Source organism: Enterobacter sp. BNK-14 (assembly GCF_047456095.1).
Classification (GTDB): domain Bacteria; phylum Pseudomonadota; class Gammaproteobacteria; order Enterobacterales; family Enterobacteriaceae; genus Enterobacter; species Enterobacter kobei.
Genome location: NZ_CP179897.1, coordinates 1,594,213 through 1,617,120, shown reverse-complemented (window position 1 = coordinate 1,617,120; position 22,908 = coordinate 1,594,213). Strand labels below are relative to the sequence as shown.

Below are 22,908 nucleotides of genomic sequence, written 5' to 3'. Positions count from 1 at the left end.
TATGCCAAAGATTGTTATTTTGCCTCATGCGGACCTTTGTCCGGATGGCGCTGTTCTGGAAGCGAAGACCGGCGAAACCATTCTCGATGTTGCCCTGCGCGCAGGTATCGAAGTGGAACACGCCTGTGAAAAATCCTGTGCCTGCACTACCTGTCACTGCATCGTGCGTGAAGGTTTTGACTCGCTCGCCGAAAGCACCGAAGACGAAGACGACATGCTGGATAAAGCATGGGGTCTGGAGCCAGACAGCCGCTTAAGCTGCCAGGCCGCGGTGACCGACGAAGATCTGGTCGTGGAATTCCCACGCTACACCATCAACCACGCACGCGAGCATTAATATGGGACTGAAGTGGACAGACAGCCGTGAGATCGGCGAAGCGCTCTACGACGCGAACCCGGATCTCGATCCGAAAACCGTACGATTCACCGACATGCACCAGTGGATCTGCGATTTAGACGATTTCGACGACGATCCAAACGCATCCAATGAAAAAATTCTGGAGGCGATTCTGTTAGTCTGGTTAGATGAAGCAGAGTAAATCACTTAACGGGCTGCCTTCAGGCGGCCCGTTTGCTAATAAGGATAAATAAAATGACCGAAGCGATGAAGATTACGCTCTCTACGCAGCCTGCCGACGCGCGCTGGGGCGAGAAAGCCAGCTACAGCATCAATAACGACGGTATTACCCTGCACCTGACGGGCAACGATGATTTGGGCCTGATCCAGCGCGCCGCGCGCAAAATCGACGGTCTGGGGATCAAACATGTCTCGCTGGAAGGCGAAGGCTGGGACACCGACCGCAGCTGGGCATTCTGGGCGGGGTACAAAGGTCCGAAAGGCACCCGCAAAATTGAGTGGGCAAACCTCGACGAAGCCGGTCAGAAAGAGCTGGAAAGCCGCCTGCAGATCATCGACTGGGTACGCGACACCATCAACGCCCCGGCGGAAGAGTTAGGTCCTGAGCAGCTGGCGCAGCGCGCCGTTGACCTGCTGTGCGGCGTGGCGGGCGACAAAATGTCCTACCGTATTACCAAAGGTGAAGACCTGCGCGAGCAGAACTATATGGGTATCCACACCGTAGGCCGTGGCTCTGAGCGACCTCCGGTCCTGCTGGCGCTGGATTACAACCCAACCGGCGATAAAGAAGCTCCTGTCTTTGCCTGCCTGGTCGGCAAAGGCATTACTTTTGACACCGGCGGCTACAGCCTGAAGCAGAGCGCGTTCATGGACTCCATGAAGTCCGACATGGGCGGCGCGGCAACCATCACTGGTGCGCTGGCGTTCGCGATTACCCGCGGCCTGAACAAGCGCGTGAAGCTTTACCTGTGCTGCGCCGACAACATGGTCAGCGGCAATGCCTTCAAGCTGGGTGACATCATTCGCTATCGCAACGGCAAAAATGTTGAAGTGATGAACACCGATGCCGAAGGCCGCCTGGTGCTGGCTGATGGCCTGATTGACGCCTCTGCGCAGAAACCTGAGCTGATTATCGACATGGCGACCCTGACCGGTGCGGCGAAAACCGCCCTGGGGAACGACTACCATGCGCTGTTCAGCTTCGATGACAAGCTGGCCGCACGCCTGCTGGCAAGCGCCGCGGCGGAAAACGAGCCATTCTGGCGTCTGCCGCTGGCCGAGTTCCACCGCAGCCAGCTGCCGTCCAACTTTGCCGAGCTGAATAACACCGCAAGCGCGGCGTATCCGGCAGGGGCAAGTACCGCAGCAGGCTTCCTGTCTCACTTCGTTGAGAACTATCACGAAGGCTGGCTGCACATCGACTGCTCCGCAACCTACCGTAAAGCAGCGGTAGAACAGTGGTCCGCGGGTGCGACCGGTCTGGGCGTGCGTACCGTGGCGAACCTGCTGACGGCTGAGTAACCTTTTTTGCCGGGTGGCGCTACGCTTACCCGGCCTACAAAACCCGTAGGCCCGTGCAAGCGTAGCGCCGCCGGGCAATTGTGAAGTAGCCAAACTATGTCCGAAACCAAAAACGAATTAGAAACTCTGCTGGAACAGGCGGCCACCGAGCCCGCTCACCGTCCGGCATTTTTCCGCACGTTGCTGGAATCTACCGTCTGGGTGCCAGGCACCGCGGCGGAAGGTGAGCAGGTTGTGGAAGACAGCGCGCTGGATCTGCTGCACTGGGAGAAAGACGACGGCTCTTCAGTGATCCCGTTCTTTACCTCACTGGAAGCGCTGCAGGAAGCTGTGGAAGATGAACAGGCATTCGTGGTGATGCCGGTGCGTACGCTGTTTGAAATGACGTTGGGCCAGACCCTGTTCCTCAACGCCAAACTGCCAACCGGGAAAGAGTTCACCCCGCGTGAAATCAGTCACCTGATGGGTGAAGAGGGCAATCCGCTCAGCACTCAGGAAGTGCTGGAAGGGGGGAAACGCTGCTGCTCTCCGAAGTGGCCGAGCCGCCCGCGCAGATGATTGATTCCCTGACCACGCTCTTCAAAACGCTCAAGCCCGTCAGGCGCGCATTCCTCTGCTCCATTAAAGAGAATGCCGACGAGCAACCGGTGCTGCTGATCGGTATTGAAGCAGATGGCGATATCGACGACATCATTCAGGCGGCGGGAAGCGTGGCGACCGACACGCTGCCGGGCGATGAGCCGATTGATATCTGCCAGGTGACGAAAGGTGAGAAGGGCATCAGCCATTTTATTACCGAGCACATCACGCCGTTTTATGAGCGTCGCTGGGGCGGGTTCCTGCGCGATCTCAAAACCAACCGCATTATCTGATGACGCGGGGTGAACTTCACCCCGTTGCTTCCAGCAGCAGTAAATCCATCAGCAGCACCAGATTCGACTCAAATGACGTCACGCCTGCTGCTTCAGCAGCGAAATGTACCGCTTCGTCATAGAGGGCAAAGTGTACGTCCGCCATCCCCGCCAGCGTATTGGCCGAGGCGCGGGTAAACGCGACGACGGTCATCCCGACGTTTTTGGCAATTCGCGCTTTATCCAGCACCTGCTCCGTTTCGCCGCTGCGTGAAACGGCAATGAACACCTGATAGCGGGCGGCGTTGCTGAGAAAAATGTTCCGGCTGTCCCCCGGCCCGGAGATAAATGCCGTTTTGCCCAACACCTGCAATTTCTTGGTCAGGTACTCGGCAAACAGATAGGAAAACCCGGCACCGTAGAGAAAAAAGCTCTCTTTCTGGCGCAGCAGGTTGGTAAACTGCTGGCGTTTGTCCTGGGTGACCCACTGAAAAGTTTGCTGATAGTTGGCGATGAATTGATTAAAAAGGGCAGGCAGCTCAGGGAGCGATTGCCCCTGCACGGCGATATGCGGCGTGTCAGAAAGCAGCTGCTTGCAGTGCCAGATAAACTCGCTAAAACCGCTGAACCCCAGCTTCTGACACAGCCGCATAATGGTGGCGGTAGAAACAAATGTCGCCTGCGCCAGCTCGCGCACCGTGATATTGCCCACCAGCAGCGGATGCTCCGTGAGGTGGGCGAGGACGCGATACTCCGCGCGGGTCAGTGACGCCCCGCGCGTTAACAGCGTGGCCAGGCGGTTATCCATTATTTTGCCGGTTCAACCGGCAGATCGTCTCGCGCACCCCATTCGCTCCAGGCGCCGTCGTAAAGAGTGACGTCGGTAACCCCGAGGGTGGCAAGTGCCAGAATCACCACGCAGGCCGTTACGCCGGAACCGCAGCTGGCAATGATCGGACGATGTAAATCCACACCCGCACGGTCAAAAATGGCGCGCAGTTCATCGGTGGTTTTCAGCTCCCCTTCAAAAACCAGATCGCCCCACGGCACGTTCAGCGCGCCCGGAATATGTCCACGCTTCAGACCCGGACGCGGTTCATCCGCTTCGGCATTAAAGCGAGGAGCAGGACGGGCATCGACAATTTGCGCCGTCTTCTCGTGGCTAACGACCAGTACGTCAGTCAGACGTTTGACGACGTGTGCGTCAAACGTGGCATCGAAATCGCCTTCCGGCAGCGTGACATCACCCTGCTGAAGCGGCAGGTCATCACGCTTCCAGCCCGCCAGACCGCCTGCCAGAATTGACACTTTCTCTACGCCAAACTGTTTTAACATCCACCACGCGCGCGGTGCGGAAAAGAGGTTGCCCTCATCGTAAACAACCAGATGCTTGTCGCGGCTCACGCCCAGCTCGCGCATCGCCACGGAAAAGGCTTCCGGGCGCGGCAGCATGTGCGGCAGGGGAGAGTTGTGATCGGAGAGGGCTTCAATATCAAAAAACACCGCATCAGGCAGATGGCCGGCACGGTATTCAGCGAGCATATCACGAAGATGTTCCTGCCCGGCTGGGGCCATCCGCGCGTCAATAATCTGGACTTCCGGGTCGTCGCCGTGCTCAATCAGCCAGTCGGCGGCGACAAAATATGAGGTGGACATGGGATGCCTCCATTCTTTTCCGTAAAAAAGGATTGTCGGTGTTTTTTATGACACCGACAAGCAAACCACGTTCAACTCGCGAGCAAGCCCCTATTTTTTCACCGTTTCGCCATTCTGCCAGGCCTTTTGCAGCGCGGGCCAGTAGTCGCGGTTGGCTTCGATCATCTCATCCAGAATTGCTTTCGCGTGCGCCATGGTCGGCACGGTGCGGTTCAGGGTGAAGGCCTGCAGGGCTTTCTCATAACTGCCTTCGATGGTCGCCTCCACCAGCAGCTGTTCGGATGCCAGCTGCTGTTGCAGCAGGGTCTGATGGAACAGCGGCACCCGACCGATGCGCACAGGCTCTGGTCCTTCGGAGGTGATATAGGCGGGCACTTCCACCATCGCATCGTATGGCAGGTTGGTAATCGCCCCGCGGTTTTCCACCATCACCAGATGGCGGCTGCGCAGGTTAAAGGCCAGCGAGCAGGCCACGTCGACGATAAACTCGCCGTGGACGCCCACGTGGAAAGCATCCGGCAGGATCCCGGTGCGCTTGTACTCTTGCGCAGCAGCAAAGAGTTTTTTCTCACGCCCGTCCATCACTTCGTTAGCGCGGGTATAGTCCGGGTTCTGATGCTCCACAATCTGGTTTGGCATCAGGTAATACTGCAGATACGGGTTTGGCAGGTACTCCGGGAAGTTATCCATGACGGGCTTGATGTTGCGCCAGGTCTTCACCCAGGAGGGATCGGAATGTTGCGGATCGGTTTTAGCGGCGTCTTCCGTCAACAGGCCAAACTTCGCGATATGTTTGCGCAGTTCGGGCAGCTTGTCTTCGCCGTCCACCAGCACGCGGGTAAACCAGCCGAAGTGGTTCAGGCCGAAATAGTCCACCTCCAGCTTGTGGCGATCCACGCCCAGAATGGCGCCCATATTGCGCATTGCGGCGACGGGCATATCGCAGATGTTCAGCACCCGCGCGTTCGGGCGTAGGCGGCGCACGCCTTCCGCCACGATCGCTGCCGGGTTGGAGTAGTTCACGATCCAGGCTTTTTCATGCGCGTAGCGATCCACCCGATCGATAAGCTCGACCATCGGCAGGATCGTGCGTAGTCCGTACGCCAGCCCGCCGGGACCGCAAGTCTCCTGGCCGACCACGCCGTGCCGCAGTGGGATCTTCTCATCCTGCTCGCGCATTTTGTACTGACCGACCCGCATCTGGGCGAAGACGAAATGCGCGCCGCTGAACGCCACTTCCGGGTCAGTGGTGACGGTGAATTTGATGCTTTCACTGTGGTCACGAATCACTTTCTCAACCACCGGCGCGATGGTGTTCTGACGCGCCTCGTCGATGTCATAGAGACGGATTTCGGCCAGCGGGAAGTCATGCAGACGTACCATCAGGCTTTTCACAATACCCGGCGTGTAGGTGCTGCCGCCACCGGCAATCGACAGAATAAAGGGGGGTGTAAACATCTTTAGCTCCTTTCAGAGAAACGTCTCAACGGCTTCTCGCATTTTTTTGACATGCAGCCCGTAGACCACCTGAACGTTGTTACCTTGTTTGATGACCCCTTTCGCGCCGGTCGCTTTCAGGCGCGGCTCGTCGATGATGTCGACGTCCTTCACCGTGACGCGTAAGCGGGTATAGCAGTTATCCACAACCTCAATATTCTCCCTGCCGCCGAGTCCCACTACGATGGACTCACCCAGCCCGTCGTTATTGCCCCTCGCCTGGTACTCCTGCTCGCTGTAGAGACGTGTCTCCTGATCCTCATTCTCACGGCCTGGGGTCTTCATGTTGAAGCGCAGAATAAGGAAGCGGAACACCGTGAAGTAGAGGGAAAACATGATCAGCCCTACCAGGATGTACATTGGCCAGTTAGATTTCTCCGTGCCGAGCGGCAGGTTGTAGAGAATGAAATCAATGATCCCGTTGGCACCGATGGCGTGAACGCCAAATAGCGAGAACAGCATCATGCCGATGCCGGTCAGCACCGCGTGAACCACGAACAGCAGCGGCGCGACGAACAGGAAGGAGAACTCAATCGGCTCGGTGACGCCGACCAGCAGCGAGGTCAGCGCCGCCGGGATCAAAATGGCTTTCGCAACGGCTTTGCGTTCCGGTTTTGCGGTCATATACATCGCCAGCGCGGCGGCGGGCAGGCCGAACATTTTGCTGATGCCGCGCGCGTCCCACACCACGGTGCTGCTGAGCTGCTTCACCTCCGGGCAGGCCATTTCGGCGAAGTAGATATTGCGCGCGCCCTGATAGGTTGCGCCGCACACCTCCTGCGTCCCCCCGAGTTCGGTATAGAGGAACGGGGTATAAACCAGATGATGCAGGCCAGTCGGTACCAGAATGCGCTCAAGGAAACCGTAAATGGCTACGCCGAACGGACCTGAGCCTTTAATGGCCAGCGCCAGCGCGCTAATCCCGTGCTGAGCGTAGGGCCAGATTTCGCTCATTACCACGCCGAGCAGCATGGAGACGGGCAGCATCACAATCGCGACAAAGCAGTGGCCGGAGTAAATCGCCATCGCACCGTTAAACTGTACGCCGGAATATTTGTTGTAAAGGTAGCCGGAGAGCGCCCCGGTCAGGATCCCGGCGAAAACACCCATCTCCAGCACCTGAACGCCCAGCACCATGCTTTGACCCGCGGCTTTCATCTGCCCGGCAGGCGCCAGCTCATCCTGAAGCTGTAACGTTACGTTCATGGCGTTGATAAACACCACGAAGGTCACCAGACCAATCAGCGCCGCGTAGCCTTTATCGCGCGTTGCCAGCCCAATCGGGATCCCGACGGCAAACACCAGCGCCAGGTTGACCAGCACTGACACGGCGGATTTGGCGATCAGCTGGCCGATACTCTGAATGAGCGGATGGCCAAGAAACGGCAGGTACTCGGCCATGTTGCCGTTACCCAATACGTTACCAAAGGCGATAAACAGACCGACGATCGGTAAGATAAGTACGGGGCCGTACAATGATTTTCCGAAATTTTGTAGGGCGTTCACGGCTCGTTTCATGGCTTTCTCTCTTATTGAACCGCGCACTCGGGGTGCGTCATGGTCATAAAACTAGCAGGCTCCTGATGCTTTTATCCAGCTATCTTATTGTTTTAAAAACAAATGACGTGAAAGGTAACATGTGACGTTATGCTCTGTGATCGCGGTTCCACCTCCACGCCGCCGGATATGACGATTCTGCGAGGCGCTTTCCAGATTCTAAAATTGGACTTTTTGTATTAACGAAACTTGCGGATAATACTTATCCGGACGACGACCAACAGGCCCCCTCAGGCCAGGGACAAAGGATGAAACCGTTTCGCTTAGCCGCGATCTCTCTCGCGCTGCTTACCACATTTACGCTTGTCGGCTGTGACAACAGCGACGATAAATCTCAGACTGCGGCTCCCGCAGCATCCACCACATCAACCCCGAAAGCGGCTGAAAAGCCTGATGCAGAAAAACTGGCAAAACTGGCGGCACAGAGCCAGGGCAAAGCATTAACCCTACTGGATGCCTCTGAAGTACAGCTGGACGGCGCCGCCACGCTGGTGTTGACCTTCTCTGTTCCGTTGAATCCCGACCAGGATTTCGCGAAAACAGTGCATGTCGTGGATAAGAAAAGTGGCAAGGTTGACGGGGCGTGGGAACTTGCGCCTAACCTGAAAGAGCTTCGACTGCGTCATCTGGAGCCCAACCGTAATCTGGTTGTCACCGTCGAACGTGGTTTACAGGCGCTGAACAAAGCAACGTTCGACATTGATTATGAAAAAGCGATCACCACCCGGGATGTCGAACCGACGGTCGGTTTTGCCAGCCGCGGATCGCTGCTGCCGGGCAAAGTGGTGGAAGGGCTGCCGGTGATGGCGCTCAACGTCAACAATGTGGACGTCAATTTCTACCGCGTGAAGCCGGAATCGCTGGCTTCCTTTGTCAGTCAGTGGGAGTACCGTAACTCCCTGACCAACTGGGAATCCGACAACCTGCTGAAGATGGCGGAACTGGTTTATACCGGTCGCTTTGATCTCAATCCGGCGCGCAATACCCGTGAAAAACTGCTCCTGCCGCTCAAGGATATCAAGCCGCTCCAGCAGTCTGGCGTCTATATCGCGGTCATGAACCAGGCCGGACACTACAACTACAGCAATGCCGCAACCCTCTTTACCCTGAGCGATGTCGGGTTATCCGCTCACCGTTACCACAACCGCCTGGACATCTTTACCCAGAGTCTGGAAAACGGTGCGGCGCAGTCCGGTGTCACCGTCACGCTGCTGAATGACAAAGGGCAGACCCTTGCCGAGGCGAAAAGCGATGCGGACGGTCATGCAACGCTTGAAACCGACAAAGAGGCCGCGCTGATTCTGGCGAGCAAAGATGGCCAGACTACGCTGCTTGATCTCAAACTTCCGGCGCTCGATCTGGCTGAGTTTGATATCGCCGGTAATCCGGGCTACAGCAAGCAGTTCTTTATGTTTGGTCCGCGCGATCTCTATCGGCCGGGTGAAACCGTGATCCTCAACGGCTTACTGCGCGACAGCGACGGAAAGCCGCTCCCCGACCAGCCTGTGAAGCTTGACGTGTTGCGTCCGGATGGACAGGTGGCGCGCACGATGGTCGTTAAGCCAGAAAACGGGCTCTATCGTTTTAACTATCCGCTGGATAGCGGTGCGCAGACCGGCATGTGGCATATCCGCGCGAACACAGGTGATAACCAGCAGCGTCTGTGGGATTTCCACGTGGAAGATTTCATGCCTGAGCGTATGGCGCTGAATCTGACGGGTCAAAAAGCACCGGTTTCCCCGCAGGATGACGTGGACTTTAACGTAGTGGGCTATTACCTGTACGGTGCGCCCGCTAATGGGAATTCACTGCAGGGCCAGCTTTTCCTCCGCCCACTGCGTGAGGCCGTGCCTGCACTGCCAGGCTTCCAGTTTGGGGACATCGCTGAGGAAAACCTGAGCCGCAGTCTGGATGAAGTGCAGCTTACGCTGGACGAACAGGGCCGCGGGCAGGTTACGACTGAAAGCCAGTGGAAAGAAGTGCATTCGCCGCTACAGCTGATCCTGCAGGCCAGCCTGCTGGAATCGGGCGGTCGCCCGGTGACGCGTCGCGCTGAGCAGGCCATCTGGCCGGCGGCTGAACTGCCGGGTATCCGTCCTCAGTTCGCCAGCAAGGCCGTATACGACTACCGCACGGATACCACCGTCAACCAACCCATTGTTGACGAAAACGGTAATGCAAGCTTTGACATCGTTTATGCCGATGCCAGCGGGGCGAAAAAAGCGGTATCCGGCTTACAGGTGCGCCTGATCCGCGAGCGCCGCGACTACTTCTGGAACTGGTCTGAGAGCGAAGGCTGGCAGTCTCAGTTCGATCAAAAAGATCTGGTTGAAGGTGAACAGGAGCTTAGCCTCAAGGCCGATGAGACCGGCAAGGCCACTTTCCCGGTGGAGTGGGGCTCATACCGTCTGGAGGTGAAAGCGCCTGATGAGATGGTCAGTAGCGTGCGCTTCTGGGCGGGATACAGCTGGCAGGATAACAGCGATGGCACGGGGGCAGCACGCCCTGACCGCGTGACGCTGAAGCTGGATAAACCCGCTTATCAGCCAGGCGATACCATCCAGCTGCATATCGCTGCACCCGCCGCAGGCAAGGGCTATGCCATGATCGAATCCAGCGAAGGGCCGCTGTGGTGGAAAGAGATCGACGTACCGGCAAACGGGCTCGATCTCTCCATTCCGGTCGATAAAGCCTGGAAACGTCACGATCTCTACCTCAGCACACTGGTGGTGCGCCCCGGGGATAAATCGAAATCCGCTACGCCGAAACGCGCGGTTGGTCTGCTGCATCTGCCGATGGGAGACGAAAATCGTCGCCTGAACATTGCGCTCGATAACCCGCAGAAAATGCGGCCAAATCAGACGCTCTCTGTGAAGGTGAAAGCCAGCGTGAAAGAGGGGGCGGTTCCACAGAAAGTGAACGTGCTGGTTTCGGCAGTGGACAGCGGCGTGCTGAACATTACCGATTACGTTACGCCAGATCCGTGGCAGGCGTTCTTCGGCCAGAAGCGCTACGGCGCGGATATCTACGATATCTACGGCCAGGTCATTGAAGGACAGGGCCGCATGGCGGCGCTGCGCTTCGGTGGTGATGGCGATGAACTGAAGCGCGGCGGCAAACCGCCGGTGAACCACGTCACCATTATTGCTCAGCAGGCTCAGCCGGTTATGCTGGATGCTAACGGGGAAGGTACCGTTACGCTGCCGATTGGGGACTTCAACGGCGAGCTGCGCCTGATGGCACAGGCCTGGACGGAAGATGATTTTGGCAGCAGTGAAAGCAAAGTTGTGGTGGCCGCACCGGTCATTACCGAGCTGAATACCCCGCGTTTCCTGGCGAGTGGAGATACCTCGCGCCTGACGCTGGATCTGACCAACCTTACCGACCAGCCGCAAACGCTGAACGTTGCCCTGACTGCGACAGGCAAACTGTCCCTGGAGGGCGCGCCGCCGCAGCCGGTTCAGCTGCCGCCGGGCGCGCGTAGCACCCTGTTTATTCCAGTACGTGCGCTGGAAGGCTATGGCGACGGTGAGGTGACGGCACAGGTTAACGGCCTGCAGCTTCCGGGCGAAACCTTCGCACAGCAGCAGAAAAGCTGGAAAATCGGTGTACGTCCGGCATTCCCGGCACAGACGGTCAATACCGGAGCGATGCTGAACCCGGGTGAATCCTGGACCGCACCGGCGCAGCATAGTAGCGGTTTCTCTCCAGCCACTCTGCAGGGGCAACTCCTGCTGAGCGGTAAACCCCCGCTCAACCTGGCGCGCTATATTCGTGAACTGCAGGCGTATCCGTATGGCTGTCTGGAACAAACCACGAGTGGCCTGTTCCCGTCGCTCTACACCAACGCGGCGCAGCTCACCGCGCTTGGTATTAAGGGCGACACGGATGACAAGCGCCGTGCTGCCATTGATATTGGGATCTCGCGTCTGCTGCAGATGCAGCGCGAGGAGGGCGGTTTTGCGTTGTGGGATAAAAACGGCCCGGAAGAGTACTGGTTAACCGCCTATGTCACTGACTTCCTGGTGCGTGCAGGCGAGCAAGGCTACAGCGTGCCTGCCGAAGCCGTGAATAACGCCAATAGCCGCCTGCTGCGCTACCTGCAGGATCCGGGCATGATGTCCATTCGCTACAGCGACGACACCCAGGCCAGCAAATTTGCCGTACAGGCTTATGCCGCTCTGGTGCTGGCGCGCCAGCAAAAAGCACCGCTGGGTGCGCTGCGCGAAATCTGGGATCGTCACGCTCAGGCTGCTTCCGGGCTGCCGCTGATGCAGCTGGGTATAGCGCTCAAACTGATGGGCGATGCCCCACGCAGCCAGCATGCACTGGACCTGGCGCTCAAAACGCCGCGTAACGACAGCAAAAACTGGATGGCCGATTACGGTAGTCAGTTGCGCGATAACGCGTTGATGCTCTCCCTGCTGGAAGAGTACAAGCTGCTGCCGGATGCGCAAAATACGTTGCTGAATGCGCTGTCTGAACAGGCTTTCAGCCAGCGCTGGCTGTCTACTCAGGAGAGTAATGCCCTCTTCCTGGCCGGACGTTCGCTGCAAACTCTGTCAGGTGCATGGCAGGCGAAAACCTCGCTGTCTGATACCGCCTCAGGCGGTGATACATCGCTGGTACAAAACGTCAACGGCGACCAGCTTGGTGCGCTGCAGGTGACCAATACCGGCACTTCGCCACTGTGGGTTCGCCTGGACAGCACGGGTTATCCGGAATATGCGCCTCAGCCGAGCTCGAACGTGCTGCAGATTGAACGTCATATCCTGGCAACCGACGGCAGCAGTAAATCGCTCTCATCTCTGAAGAGCGGTGAACTGGTACTGGTGTGGCTTGAGGTGAAAGCCAGCCAGAACGTGCCGGATGCGCTGGTGGTGGATCTTCTCCCGGCGGGTCTGGAGCTGGAAAACCAGAACCTGGCGAGCAGCAGCGCCAGCCTGCAGGACAGCGGCAGCGAGGTGCAAAACCTGCTGAGCCAGATGCAGCAGGCGGATATTCAGCATATGGAGTTCCGCGACGACCGCTTTGTGGCCGCTGTGCCGGTCAACGAAGGTCAGCCGGTCACGCTGGTTTACCTGGCGCGCGCCGTCACACCGGGAACTTACCAGGTGCCGGTCCCGATGGTGGAGTCTATGTACGTTCCGCAGTGGCGGGCAACGGGTGCGGCCAGCGGCCCGCTGATTGTTGTTCCGTAATATGCTGAAAGCACGTCTGACACGCTCCCGCTGGCTCTGGCTGGCGGGAGCGCTTCTCATTTTATGGGGGCTGGTTTTCGCCGCCGACCGCCTGTGGCCGTTACCTCTGAAAGAGGTGAACCCCGCCCGGGTGGTGGTGGATGAGAACGGCACGCCGCTGTGGCGTTTTGCTGACGCGGAGGGCATCTGGCGCTATCCGGTGACCATTGAAGAGGTCTCTCCCCGCTATCTTGAGGCGCTAATCCAGTATGAAGATCGCTGGTTCTGGGATCATCCCGGCGTAAACCCACTCTCTGTCATGCGCGCCGCCTGGCAGGATCTCACCTCCGGGAGAGTGGTCTCGGGGGGAAGCACGCTTACCATGCAGGTGGCGCGCCTGCTGGATCCGCATCCGCGCACCTTCGGTGGAAAGATCCGTCAGCTCTGGCGGGCGATGCAGCTGGAGTGGCATCTCTCCAAACGCGATATTCTTACGCTGTATCTCAACCGTGCCCCGTTTGGCGGCACGCTGCAGGGGGTAGGGGCAGCAAGCTGGACCTATCTGGGGAAACCACCTTCGCAGCTTAGCTACTCCGATGCAGCGCTGCTGGCCGTACTGCCGCAGGCACCAAGTCGTCTGCGCCCGGACCGCTGGCCGGAGCGGGCCGAAGCGGCACGCAATAAAGTGCTCGACCGCATGATGACCCAGGGCGTCTGGTCAGAAAAACAGGTAAAAGAGTCCCGTGAAGAGCCGGTATGGCTGGCTCCCCGTCAGATGCCGCAGCTGGCGCCGCTTTTTGCTCGCATGATGCTCGGCAAAAGCCGCGACACAAAAATTGTCACCACGCTGGATGCCGGACTACAACGACAGCTGGAAGAGCTTGCGATGAACTGGAAATCCCGCCTGCCGGCACGCAGCTCGTTGGCGATGATCGTCGTGGATCATACGGATATGAAAGTGCGCGGCTGGGTCGGTTCGGTGGATATTAACGACGACAGTCGATTTAGCCATGTTGATATGGTCAATGCGATCCGATCGCCGGGATCGGTGCTGAAACCCTTTATTTACGGTATGGCGCTGGATGATGGCCTGATCCATCCCGCCTCATTGCTTCAGGACGTTCCTCGAAAAACCGGTGATTATCGCCCCGGAAATTTCGACAGCGGCTTCCACGGGCCGGTCAGCATGAGTGAAGCGCTGGTACGCTCCCTCAACCTGCCGGCGGTGCAGGTGCTGGAAGCCTACGGGCCAAAGCGTTTTGCCGGAATGCTGAGCAATGCCGGGCTGCCGCTGATCCTGCCTGCGGGGGCACAACCGAATTTGTCGCTGATTTTGGGAGGTGCAGGCGCGCGGCTGGCCGATATCGCCGCTGCCTATAGCGCCTTTGCCCGACACGGCAAGGCGGGAAGGCTGCGCTTCCAGCCTGGCGACGCGCTTGTTGAACGCCCGCTGTTATCGGCAGGTTCAGCGTGGATTATTCGCCGTATTCTCGCCAACGAGGCGCAGCCGCTGCCGGACAGTGCGCTACCGCAAATTGCGCCGCTGGCGTGGAAAACCGGCACCAGCTACGGCTACCGTGATGCCTGGGCAATAGGTCTGAACGCCCGTTACGTCATTGGCATCTGGACCGGACGACCGGACGGTACGCCCGTGGCCGGGCAGTTTGGTTTTGCCAGCGCGGTGCCGCTCCTGAATCAGGTAAATAACCTGCTTCAGTCTCGCTCGACGGTAGACGAAGCCCGCCTGCCGCGCGATCCGCGTCCGGAGAGCGTCGGGCAGGGTGTGATCTGCTGGCCTGGCGGTCAGTCGCTGCCGGAAGGCAGTGAAAACTGTCGGCGTCGCCTTTCCACATGGTTGCTGGAAGGAAGTGAGCCGCCTACGCTGCTTTTACCGGAACAGGAAGGTATTCGCGGCATTCGTTTCCCGGTCTGGCTTGATAAAACGGGTAAGCGTGTTGCAGCAGATTGCCCGGATGCCACGGAGAAAATCCTCGATGTCTGGCCGCTGCCGCTGGAGTCGTGGCTGCCAGCAGCAGAAAAAAGGGCGGCGCGTCTTCCTGCGAAATCAACAGTCTGTCCGCCTCTGGATAATAACAATGCGGCACCGCTGATGATTTCGGGAATCAGAGAGGGAGCTGTGATTAAGCGACTCCCGGGTGAAGGAAATGTGACGCTTTCTGTCAGTACGACAGGTGGAGAAGGTGAGCGCTGGTGGTTTTTAAACGGAGAACCGTTAAAAGGACGGAATTATAATTATTCATTAAAATTATATTTGCCGGGTAATTATCAATTATTTGTGATGGATGGGGCTGGACAAACGGCGACGGTAAATTTCGAGCTGGGCCGTTAAGTTTTACCCCTAAAGCGTTAGCTTGATAATTATCAACATTCGTTCCTGAAAAAAAACGAGAATGCGTTTTTATTTGAAGGAACGAGCAATGAAAAAAAATAAAAATCAGGGAGAGGGTTTTATTCCCGAGATATCCCGGCGTCAATTTATTCAGGCAGGATCGGCGCTCGCCGCCCTTCCGCTTGTTGTGACAACCCGCAACGTGCAGGCGCAGGACGCCGCGGCAACACGTGCGGCGCCGGAAGAAAAAGTGGTGCAAACCTGCAGCACGTTTGACTGCGGGGGGAAGTGTGATATTCGAGCTCACGTCAGCGAAGGCGTTGTCACCCGTATTTCCACGCGCCCGGATAATGCATTGGATCCGCAGATGCCGGTTATGCGTGCCTGCGTTCGTGGCAGAGCGTATCGGAAATTTGTTTATCATCCCGATCGGCTTAAATATCCAATGAAGCGTACAGGTAAACGTGGCGAAGGGAAATTCGAACGTATTACCTGGGATGAAGCCACGACGCTAATAGCGAATCAATTAAAAACGATTACGCAAAAATACGGTGCGGCTTCACGCTATGTTCATGTGGGCACCGCAGTTTCTGGCGGAACGTTTTCCGGCGATAAAATGGTTCGTCGTCTGCTCAACTTAACCGGCGGCTACCTCGAAAGCTATCACTCGGTCAGTATGGGCAACACGGCGGCAGCCACGCCGTATACCTATGGCACCGCCGCCAGCGGCAGTTCTCTGGACACGCTGCTTGATACGAAACTGGTCATCCTCTGGGGGCATAACCCGACGGAGACGATCTTTGGTCACAGCAACTACTTCTTCCAGAAGATGAAGCAAAACGGCACCCGCTTTATCGTTGTCGATCCGCGCTATTCAGACACGGTTTCCTCCCTTGCCGATCGGTGGATCCCGCTGCTTCCTGCCACCGACAACGCCCTGATGGATGCCATGATGTACGTGATCGTCACAGAGAATCTGCACGATCGCGACTTCATTCAGCGCTATACCCTGGGCTTTGACGAAGCATCAATGCCGGAAGGCGTTCCGGCCAATGAATCCCTGATGGCTTACCTGAGCGGGGCAAAAGACGGCGTGGCGAAAACCCCTGAGTGGGCAGAGAAAATTACCCATGTGCCTGCGCAGACTATCCGTCAGCTGGCTCGCGACTACGCAAATACTAAACCTGCTGCACTGATCCAGGGTTGGGGGCCGCAGCGTCACAACTGCGGCGAGCGCACCGCGCGCGGCTCAACGTTACTGGCGACGCTAACGGGTAACGTCGGCGTCAAAGGCGGCTGGGCGGCAGGCTATGGCGGCTGCGCTAACCGCAAATTTGCCGTTGGGCCCGAAATGCCGGATAACCCGGTAAAAGCCAAAATATCGGTGATGAACTGGGTGCAGGCCGCCGACGATGCTTCTCAGGTGACGGCGGATGTTGGTCTGAAAGAGGCTGACAAGCTGGACAGCAATATCCGCATCCTGTTCTCGCTGGCCGGCAATTACCTGGCTAACCAGAATCCGGATCTCCATCAGGCGACCCGCGTGCTGGAAGACGAGTCGAAAATCGAGTTTATTGTCGCAAGCGATCTGTTTATGACGCCGAGCGCCAGATACGCCGATCTTCTTCTGCCGGAAACCAGCTTTATGGAGCGCTGGAATATTGGCGAAACCTGGGGGACCGCGAGCTATCTGATCCTGTCGGAAAAGCTGATTGAGCCTGAGTTTGAGCGCCGTTCAGATTACGACTGGCTGCGTGAGGTTGCCGCGAAGCTCGGCATTGAACCCGCGTTCAGCGAGGGCCGTGACGAAAAAGCGTGGATTGAGCACATCTGGGAGCAGACGCGGCTGGCGATGTCGGAGGAAAATCTGCCGGACTTCACGACGCTACAGAAAACGCGTCAGCATCTTTTCAAAAGCGCGCCGTACGTTGCCTTTGAAGACAACATTCGCGATCCGCAAAATCATCCGTTCCCGACGCCGTCCGGGAAGATTGAGATCTTCTCGAAGCGTCTGTACGACATGCATCACCCGGAAATTCCGGCGCTATCGCACTACGTTCCCGCTCATGAAGGCCCGGAAGATGAACTGGCGAAAACTTTCCCGCTTCAGCTGATTACCTGGAAAGGGAAAAACCGTGCCAACTCAACCCAATATGCTAACCCGTGGTTAATTGAAGCCCAGCAGCAAAAGCTGTGGATTAACCCTCAGGATGCGCAAAAGCGCGGCATTGCGCAGGGCGATACCGTGCGCATCCATAACGCGCGCGGCATTTGTGAAATCCCGGCCGAGGTGACGCCGCGCATCATTCCAGGCGTCGTTGCCATGCAGGCTGGTGCCTGGTGGCAGCCGGACGAGCAGGGTATTGATAAAGGCGGTTGCGCGAACGTCCTCAGTTCAGCCCGTATTACCGCGCTTGCGAAAGGGAATTCTCATCAAACCATGCTGGTGGAGGTAGCGAAAGCATGAGTCAGTTTAAACACTACGCGCCGGTGAGCGATAAACAGCTGGGTTTTTATATCGACTCCTCCCGCTGTTCGGGCTGCAAGGCCTGTCAGGTGGCGTGCAAAGATAAAAATAACCTTGAGGTTGGACGTCGTTTCCGCCGCGTTTATGAAGTCAACGGCGGAAATTTCATTCCAACCGGGCAGGGGGGCGTCAGCAATAACGTTTTTGCTTACACGCTCTCTATTTCTTGTAACCACTGTGCGGACCCGGTCTGCACCAAAAACTGCCCGACTACCGCGATGCACAAGCGTCCGGGCGACGGCATCGTGCGCGTCGATACGGACAAGTGCGTTGGCTGCGGCTACTGCGCATGGTCATGTCCTTACGGCGCGCCGCAGCTCAATGAGCAGACCGGACAGATGTCGAAATGCGATTTTTGCGTGGATCTCCAGGCAAAGGGGGAGCAGCCAGTCTGTGTGGCGACTTGTCCGCTCGAAGCGATCAAATTCGGACCCATTGATGAACTTCGGGAGAAATACGGCGCGGTCTGCGATGTGAAAGGTTTGCCTGATTCTTCCATCACACAACCGAACCTGGTAATCAAAGCGCATCAGGGTGCAGAGAAAGAGGGGAAGCGTCATGCATGAGTTACCGTTGCTGATATTTACGCTGTTCCTGCAGGGATCGGTAGGCGTGACCCTCTGGCTGGCGTTTGGCGAGGCGCGTGCATCGCACTCTCGTCTGCTGCTGCCCGCTGCCGGGGCGTTTGTCCTGGCCAGTCTGGGGCTTCTCTCCTCGGCGCTGCACATGGGCTATCCGCTCAACGCCTTTAACGCGCTGCGCCACGTTTCCAGCTCCTGGCTGAGCCGTGAGATCGTCTTTGCCAGCCTTTACCTTGCGGCACTGGGCCTTGCGACGCTGCTGATGTTTGCCAAAAAACCAGGCTGGAAGATGCTGTTGGTTGTGGCCGGTGTTGCCGGGCTGGTGGATGTGTTCTGCATGGCGCAGATCTACATGCATACGTCGGTGGTGACCTGGCAGCACATTAACACTCTGGTGCTGTTCATCGGCTCAGTGGGGATCATAGGTTCTGCCTGCATGGCCGTTGGGCTGCGCTGCCAAACTTCCGTGCGTGCGGCGGTTGTCATTGTCGCGCTGCTGGTGCTTGTGCGTCTGGTCATGCAGCCCGTCTGGCTGGCAGACATTGCGACCATGGATAACACCGTGGTGACGTTCCCTCACGCACCGTTGCAGATGCTGGAGCAACTGCGCACGGTACATCTGCTGAGCTGGTGCGTTTCGGTTGCAGGTATGTTGTGCTTTGCCGCGGGCGGTCTGAAAGCGGCGCGAGGCCCAATGCTGCTGGGCAGTGCGCTGTTGATCGTGGGTGAGCTTATGCTGCGCTTCGTTTTCTTCAGTATTGGCTGATGGGCGAATTGTCATTATCCCCGGCGATAGAGGTGACGCATGCGTGTGCGCGTTGCCGTTTTCGCCATGCTGCCTGCAGTGCCTGCGCGGACGTTTGTCCCGCGCAGGTTTTTTCTTTTACTGAAATGGGCATCTCGGTTGATGAACAGCGCTGTATAGGCTGCGGTGATTGCCTGTTCGTCTGTCCCACCGAGGCCATTACCGACATCACGCCGCGAAAACGCTTTCTGCGTGGCGATACCCTCGTTGGGCCTTTTACTGAACATGCCCCAGGGGTGAATGAGCTGCTGCTATGGCACGCGCAACACGGCGTGCGTTTTATCAGTATTGAAGCGGAACACTACCCGGCCTGGTTACTGGCGCTTGCCCGGCTCAATCTTGTGCTTCGTCGACGGGGTGAAGCGGTATGGGCTTTTAAGCCTGACCCGATCAACGAGGTGAATATTGCCCGCCGTGCGCTTATGTATGTTCCGCGGGAGGATGTGCGCCGCTGTAACGTCGTGCCGGGCCAGCGTCAGCTGCGCAGGGCATTCGCAGAATTTAGCGAGTCAGATATCGTTCTCGACATCGGAAAATGTATGTTGTGTGGGGCATGCTGGCGAAGCTGCACGGAAAACGCAATTCGTTTTGAGAATGCCACGCTGGTGGTGGAAACCGGACGCTGTACCGGGTGTGGGGGGTGCGAAGCGGTGTGTCAGCATGGCGCGATAAGCATAACGCAGACAGAACAGAGCGCGAAAAGCAGCGTGACGCCTGCCTGTGAGGCTGTTTGCCTGACGTGTCATCGTCATTTCTGGTCATTCAGGATGGATGAAAAGCACTGCCCCCTCTGTTCACGCCATCACTTCGCTATGCGCGATTCGGCCTGTTGCTAATCTTCGTCTCATTTTAAAAAAATGTTATGCAGAACCATAGGCAATGGCGCTATTGCTCATTATAATCCGCGCCACACCATACTCAGGTATGCAAAACAACAGAACATTGACAGAGGTTATCATGGCTATTGAACGTACTTTTTCCATCATCAAACCAAACGCGGTGGCAAAAAACGTTATTGGCAGCATCTTCGCTCGCTTTGAATCAGCAGGGTTCAAAATTGTTGGCACCAAAATGCTGCACCTGACCGTTGAGCAGGCTCGCGGTTTCTACGCTGAGCACGAAGGCCGTCCATTCTTTGACGGTCTGGTTGAGTTCATGACCTCCGGTCCTATCGTGGTATCCGTGCTGGAAGGCGAGAATGCAGTACAGCGCCATCGCGATCTGCTGGGTGCAACCAACCCGGACAACGCGCTGGCCGGTACCCTGCGCGCTGACTACGCGGACAGCTTCACCGAGAACGGCACCCACGGTTCTGACTCCGTTGAATCTGCTGCACGCGAAATCGCCTTCTTCTTCGCAGAAGGCGAAGTGTGTCCACGCACCCGTTAATTTAACGGTTTCGTTTACACATTAATTTCGTAAATGCCACGTGCAAACGTGGCATCCCTGCGCCAGACTTTGTACAATGCAACGCCCCGGATGAGCAGACCGCTGTCCGGGGCGTTTCTATTCAACCCTCCAGGGGCCACAACGTGTAACAACGAGGCCGGAAAATATTATGTCTGAATTAGTGAATACCTCCGAAGTCGCCATTCCTGCGGTTCCCAATAAAAATGGAAAAATTAACCTGCTGGACCTGAACCGTCAGCAGATGCGCGAGTTCTTTAAAGATATGGGTGAGAAGCCGTTTCGTGCCGATCAGGTGATGAAATGGATGTACCACTACTGCAGCGACAACTTTGATGAAATGACTGACATCAACAAAGTGCTGCGTAACAAGCTCAAAGAAGTGGCTGAAATCCGCGCCCCGGAAGTGGTGGAAGAGCAGCGCTCTGCCGATGGCACCATCAAATGGGCGATTGCCGTAGGCGATCAGCGCGTTGAAACCGTCTACATCCCGGAAGAAGACCGCGCCACGCTGTGTGTCTCCTCCCAGGTGGGCTGCGCGCTGGAGTGCAAATTCTGCTCTACCGCACAGCAAGGGTTCAACCGTAACCTGCGTGTCTCTGAAATTATCGGCCAGGTCTGGCGTGCGGCGAAAATCGTCGGTGCGGCAAAAGTGACCGGTACGCGTCCTATCACCAACGTGGTGATGATGGGGATGGGTGAGCCGCTGTTGAACCTGACTAACGTGGTACCGGCAATGGAAATCATGCTGGATGACTTCGGTTTTGGCCTGTCCAAGCGTCGTGTGACGCTGTCGACGTCAGGCGTTGTCCCTGCGCTGGATAAGCTTGGCGACATGATTGACGTTGCGCTGGCTATCTCTCTGCACGCACCAAACGATGAAATTCGTGACGAAATTGTACCGATCAACAAAAAGTACAATATCGAAACCTTCCTCGCTGCCGTGCGCCGTTACCTGGAGAAATCCAACGCCAACCAGGGCCGCGTCACCATCGAGTACGTGATGCTTGACCACGTTAACGACGGTACCGAGCACGCGCATCAACTGGCTGAGCTGCTGAAAGATACGCCATGCAAAATCAACCTGATCCCATGGAACCCGTTCCCGGGGGCGCCGTATGGCCGTAGTTCGAACAGCCGTATCGACCGTTTCTCCAAGGTACTGATGGAGTATGGTTTCACCACTATCGTGCGTAAAACCCGTGGTGATGATATTGATGCAGCGTGTGGACAACTGGCTGGCGATGTCATTGACCGAACCAAACGTACCCTGCGTAAACGCATGCAGGGTGAGACGATTGCGGTCAAAGCTGTTTGATTATTATGCACTCACGGCGCATTATCTGCGCCGTGATGCATAATCTTACTGAATAATCAGTCAGATTCGTGAAGACTGATCAATAATTACGGTGCGTTTCATCCGACTTTCGGGCAGTATGTAACGACGTAACAACAGTTTAGCCGTTCGGGCAGGGCTGTACTGTCATCTCCGGGCTGACAGTCTTATACTGTCTGTTCAAGGTTAACTGACCTGAAGTTTCGCGGTGCGGGTGGCATTGTGACTCACCGGCACCTGAACCCTTTTTTTCACGTACCAGTAGTTGTAGCGAATGAATACTGAAGCCACTCACGACCAACATGAAGCACTCTCCACTGGCGTTCGTCTTCGCAACGCCCGTGAACAACTCGGACTCAGCCAGCAAGCCGTTGCAGAACGCTTGTGCCTGAAGGTTTCCACGGTTCGCGATATTGAAGAAGATAAGGCGCCTGCCGATCTGGCTTCAACATTTCTGCGCGGTTATATCCGCTCTTACGCAAAACTGGTGCACATCCCCGAAAACGAATTACTGCCAATGATGGAGAAGCAGGCACCGGTTCGCGCAGCGAAAGTGGCGCCGATGCAAACTTTCTCCCTGGGGAAACGTCGTAAAAAACGTGATGGCTGGCTGATGAGCTTTACCTGGCTGGTGCTGTTTGTGGTGATCGGCCTGACCGGCGCGTGGTGGTGGCAAAACCATAAGGCGCAGCAGGAAGAGATCACCACCATGGCCGATCAATCCTCTGCTGAACTCAATCAGGCAGGGAATGGTGGCGCTCAGAGCGTCCCGCTGAACACCGACGGTGCAGCCACCTCAAGCGAGCCGCAAACAACGGCTCCGGCAACCGATGCGGCGCAGGCTCCGGCAGCCACGGCTAACACCGCTGCGCCTCAGGCTCAGGATCAGAACGCGGTCGTTGCCCCTTCTCAGGCGAATGTTGATACTGCGGCGAACGCGCCTGCGGCGACTCAGCCAACGGACAATACCGCGGCATCCCTGCCAACCGACCCGGCGGCTACTGCCGCACCAGCAGCCGATCCAAACGCGCTGGTGATGAACTTCACTGCCGACTGCTGGCTGGAAGTCACTGACGCGACAGGTAAAAAACTGTTTAGCGGCCTGCAGCGGAAAGATGGCACGTTAAACCTAACGGGTCAGGCACCTTACAAACTTAAAATCGGCGCTCCGGCAGCGGTACAGATCCAGTATCAAGGAAAACCTGTCGACCTGAGCCGCTTTATCAGAACTAACCAGGTTGCACGTCTTACCGTTAATGCCGAACAATCAGCAGCACAGTAA

Annotated in this window: 16 protein-coding genes and 1 pseudogene; 13 read left to right on the top strand and 4 right to left on the bottom strand. The window is 57.1% G+C overall.

The window, feature by feature from the left end:
* Position 1: 1 nt before the first annotated feature.
* The 4 genes and pseudogenes from fdx (at position 2) to sseB (ending at position 2,751) form a co-directional block, all read left to right on the top strand.
* Positions 2 to 337: an ISC system 2Fe-2S type ferredoxin gene (fdx, locus tag ACMGGM_RS07695; protein WP_003860652.1), complete on the top strand. Its 336-nt coding sequence runs from the start codon at positions 2 to 4 to the stop codon at positions 335 to 337.
* Between the two features lies 1 nt (position 338).
* Complete coding sequence (gene iscX, locus ACMGGM_RS07690; protein WP_014171178.1) at positions 339 to 539, top strand: Fe-S cluster assembly protein IscX; 201 nt, start codon at positions 339 to 341, stop codon at positions 537 to 539.
* A gap of 53 nt (positions 540 to 592) precedes the next feature.
* Positions 593 to 1,879 carry an aminopeptidase PepB gene (pepB, locus tag ACMGGM_RS07685; RefSeq protein WP_023331086.1) on the top strand — a complete coding sequence of 429 codons (1,287 nt, stop codon included), beginning with the start codon at positions 593 to 595 and terminating at the stop codon, positions 1,877 to 1,879.
* A gap of 96 nt (positions 1,880 to 1,975) precedes the next feature.
* Positions 1,976 to 2,751 (top strand): annotated as a pseudogene (gene sseB / locus ACMGGM_RS07680) (enhanced serine sensitivity protein SseB).
* 16 nt (positions 2,752 to 2,767) lie between these two features.
* Here the strand turns inward: sseB and ACMGGM_RS07675 are convergent.
* The 4 genes from ACMGGM_RS07675 to ACMGGM_RS07660 all read right to left on the bottom strand — a co-directional run bounded on the left by ACMGGM_RS07675 (position 2,768) and on the right by ACMGGM_RS07660 (position 7,401).
* Positions 2,768 to 3,538 carry a MurR/RpiR family transcriptional regulator gene (locus ACMGGM_RS07675; protein WP_045135178.1) on the bottom strand — a complete coding sequence of 257 codons (771 nt, stop codon included), beginning with the start codon at positions 3,536 to 3,538 and terminating at the stop codon, positions 2,768 to 2,770.
* Positions 3,538 to 4,386 carry a 3-mercaptopyruvate sulfurtransferase gene (gene sseA / locus ACMGGM_RS07670; protein WP_045135177.1) on the bottom strand — a complete coding sequence of 283 codons (849 nt, stop codon included), beginning with the start codon at positions 4,384 to 4,386 and terminating at the stop codon, positions 3,538 to 3,540. Before sseA ends, ACMGGM_RS07675 begins: the two co-directional genes overlap by 1 nt.
* A gap of 90 nt (positions 4,387 to 4,476) precedes the next feature.
* Positions 4,477 to 5,844: a 6-phospho-alpha-glucosidase gene (locus ACMGGM_RS07665; RefSeq protein WP_023331083.1), complete on the bottom strand. Its 1,368-nt coding sequence runs from the start codon at positions 5,842 to 5,844 to the stop codon at positions 4,477 to 4,479.
* 12 nt (positions 5,845 to 5,856) lie between these two features.
* Positions 5,857 to 7,401, bottom strand: a complete 1,545-nt coding sequence (locus tag ACMGGM_RS07660; RefSeq protein WP_023331082.1) for a PTS transporter subunit EIIC — start codon at positions 7,399 to 7,401, stop codon at positions 5,857 to 5,859.
* Between the two features lie 287 nt (positions 7,402 to 7,688).
* On the opposite strand from ACMGGM_RS07660, the gene ACMGGM_RS07655 reads away from it, so the two are divergent.
* The 9 genes from ACMGGM_RS07655 to rodZ all read left to right on the top strand — a co-directional run bounded on the left by ACMGGM_RS07655 (position 7,689) and on the right by rodZ (position 22,908).
* Complete coding sequence (locus ACMGGM_RS07655; protein WP_063614193.1) at positions 7,689 to 12,641, top strand: alpha-2-macroglobulin family protein; 4,953 nt, start codon at positions 7,689 to 7,691, stop codon at positions 12,639 to 12,641.
* 1 nt (position 12,642) lies between these two features.
* Positions 12,643 to 14,970 (top strand): peptidoglycan glycosyltransferase PbpC, encoded by a 2,328-nt coding sequence (pbpC, locus tag ACMGGM_RS07650; RefSeq protein ID WP_063614195.1) that lies wholly within the window; start codon positions 12,643 to 12,645, stop codon positions 14,968 to 14,970.
* An 88-nt stretch (positions 14,971 to 15,058) separates the two neighbouring features.
* Positions 15,059 to 17,437 carry a DMSO/selenate family reductase complex A subunit gene (locus tag ACMGGM_RS07645; RefSeq protein WP_063614196.1) on the top strand — a complete coding sequence of 793 codons (2,379 nt, stop codon included), beginning with the start codon at positions 15,059 to 15,061 and terminating at the stop codon, positions 17,435 to 17,437.
* Positions 17,434 to 18,063, top strand: a complete 630-nt coding sequence (locus ACMGGM_RS07640) for a DMSO/selenate family reductase complex B subunit (protein ID WP_032635853.1) — start codon at positions 17,434 to 17,436, stop codon at positions 18,061 to 18,063. The genes ACMGGM_RS07645 and ACMGGM_RS07640 overlap by 4 nt, the downstream gene beginning before the upstream one ends.
* The gene (locus ACMGGM_RS07635; protein WP_063614198.1) at positions 18,056 to 18,844 is read left to right on the top strand and encodes a dimethyl sulfoxide reductase anchor subunit family protein; all 789 of its coding nucleotides are present in this window, start codon (positions 18,056 to 18,058) and stop codon (positions 18,842 to 18,844) included. Before ACMGGM_RS07640 ends, ACMGGM_RS07635 begins: the two co-directional genes overlap by 8 nt.
* On the top strand, positions 18,844 to 19,719 hold the full coding sequence (locus ACMGGM_RS07630; RefSeq protein WP_248235095.1) for a 4Fe-4S binding protein: 876 nt from the start codon (positions 18,844 to 18,846) through the stop codon (positions 19,717 to 19,719). The genes ACMGGM_RS07635 and ACMGGM_RS07630 overlap by 1 nt, the downstream gene beginning before the upstream one ends.
* Before the next feature lie 121 nt (positions 19,720 to 19,840).
* Positions 19,841 to 20,272: a nucleoside-diphosphate kinase gene (ndk, locus tag ACMGGM_RS07625; protein WP_003860625.1), complete on the top strand. Its 432-nt coding sequence runs from the start codon at positions 19,841 to 19,843 to the stop codon at positions 20,270 to 20,272.
* Between the two features lie 169 nt (positions 20,273 to 20,441).
* Entirely contained in the window at positions 20,442 to 21,608 is a 1,167-nt protein-coding gene (locus tag ACMGGM_RS07620) for a bifunctional tRNA (adenosine(37)-C2)-methyltransferase TrmG/ribosomal RNA large subunit methyltransferase RlmN (protein WP_014884812.1), read from the top strand.
* A 292-nt stretch (positions 21,609 to 21,900) separates the two neighbouring features.
* The gene (gene rodZ, locus ACMGGM_RS07615; RefSeq protein WP_023338666.1) at positions 21,901 to 22,908 is read left to right on the top strand and encodes a cytoskeleton protein RodZ; all 1,008 of its coding nucleotides are present in this window, start codon (positions 21,901 to 21,903) and stop codon (positions 22,906 to 22,908) included.

Excerpts from the sequence above, each read along its gene's own strand:
- ACMGGM_RS07655 (WP_063614193.1), top strand. The coding sequence starts at position 7,689 with ATGAAACCGTTTCGCTTAGCCGCGATCTCTCTCGCGCTGCTTACCACA.
- rodZ (WP_023338666.1), top strand. The coding sequence starts at position 21,901 with ATGAATACTGAAGCCACTCACGACCAACATGAAGCACTCTCCACTGGC.
- pepB (WP_023331086.1), top strand. The coding sequence starts at position 593 with ATGACCGAAGCGATGAAGATTACGCTCTCTACGCAGCCTGCCGACGCG.
- ACMGGM_RS07665 (WP_023331083.1), bottom strand. The coding sequence starts at position 5,844 with ATGTTTACACCCCCCTTTATTCTGTCGATTGCCGGTGGCGGCAGCACC.
- pbpC (WP_063614195.1), top strand. The coding sequence starts at position 12,643 with ATGCTGAAAGCACGTCTGACACGCTCCCGCTGGCTCTGGCTGGCGGGA.
- ACMGGM_RS07675 (WP_045135178.1), bottom strand. The coding sequence starts at position 3,538 with ATGGATAACCGCCTGGCCACGCTGTTAACGCGCGGGGCGTCACTGACC.
- ACMGGM_RS07660 (WP_023331082.1), bottom strand. The coding sequence starts at position 7,401 with ATGAAACGAGCCGTGAACGCCCTACAAAATTTCGGAAAATCATTGTAC.
- ACMGGM_RS07620 (WP_014884812.1), top strand. The coding sequence starts at position 20,442 with ATGTCTGAATTAGTGAATACCTCCGAAGTCGCCATTCCTGCGGTTCCC.
- ACMGGM_RS07645 (WP_063614196.1), top strand. The coding sequence starts at position 15,059 with ATGAAAAAAAATAAAAATCAGGGAGAGGGTTTTATTCCCGAGATATCC.
- ACMGGM_RS07630 (WP_248235095.1), top strand. The coding sequence starts at position 18,844 with ATGGGCGAATTGTCATTATCCCCGGCGATAGAGGTGACGCATGCGTGT.
- ACMGGM_RS07640 (WP_032635853.1), top strand. The coding sequence starts at position 17,434 with ATGAGTCAGTTTAAACACTACGCGCCGGTGAGCGATAAACAGCTGGGT.
- sseA (WP_045135177.1), bottom strand. The coding sequence starts at position 4,386 with ATGTCCACCTCATATTTTGTCGCCGCCGACTGGCTGATTGAGCACGGC.
- ACMGGM_RS07635 (WP_063614198.1), top strand. The coding sequence starts at position 18,056 with ATGCATGAGTTACCGTTGCTGATATTTACGCTGTTCCTGCAGGGATCG.
- fdx (WP_003860652.1), top strand. The coding sequence starts at position 2 with ATGCCAAAGATTGTTATTTTGCCTCATGCGGACCTTTGTCCGGATGGC.
- iscX (WP_014171178.1), top strand. The coding sequence starts at position 339 with ATGGGACTGAAGTGGACAGACAGCCGTGAGATCGGCGAAGCGCTCTAC.
- ndk (WP_003860625.1), top strand. The coding sequence starts at position 19,841 with ATGGCTATTGAACGTACTTTTTCCATCATCAAACCAAACGCGGTGGCA.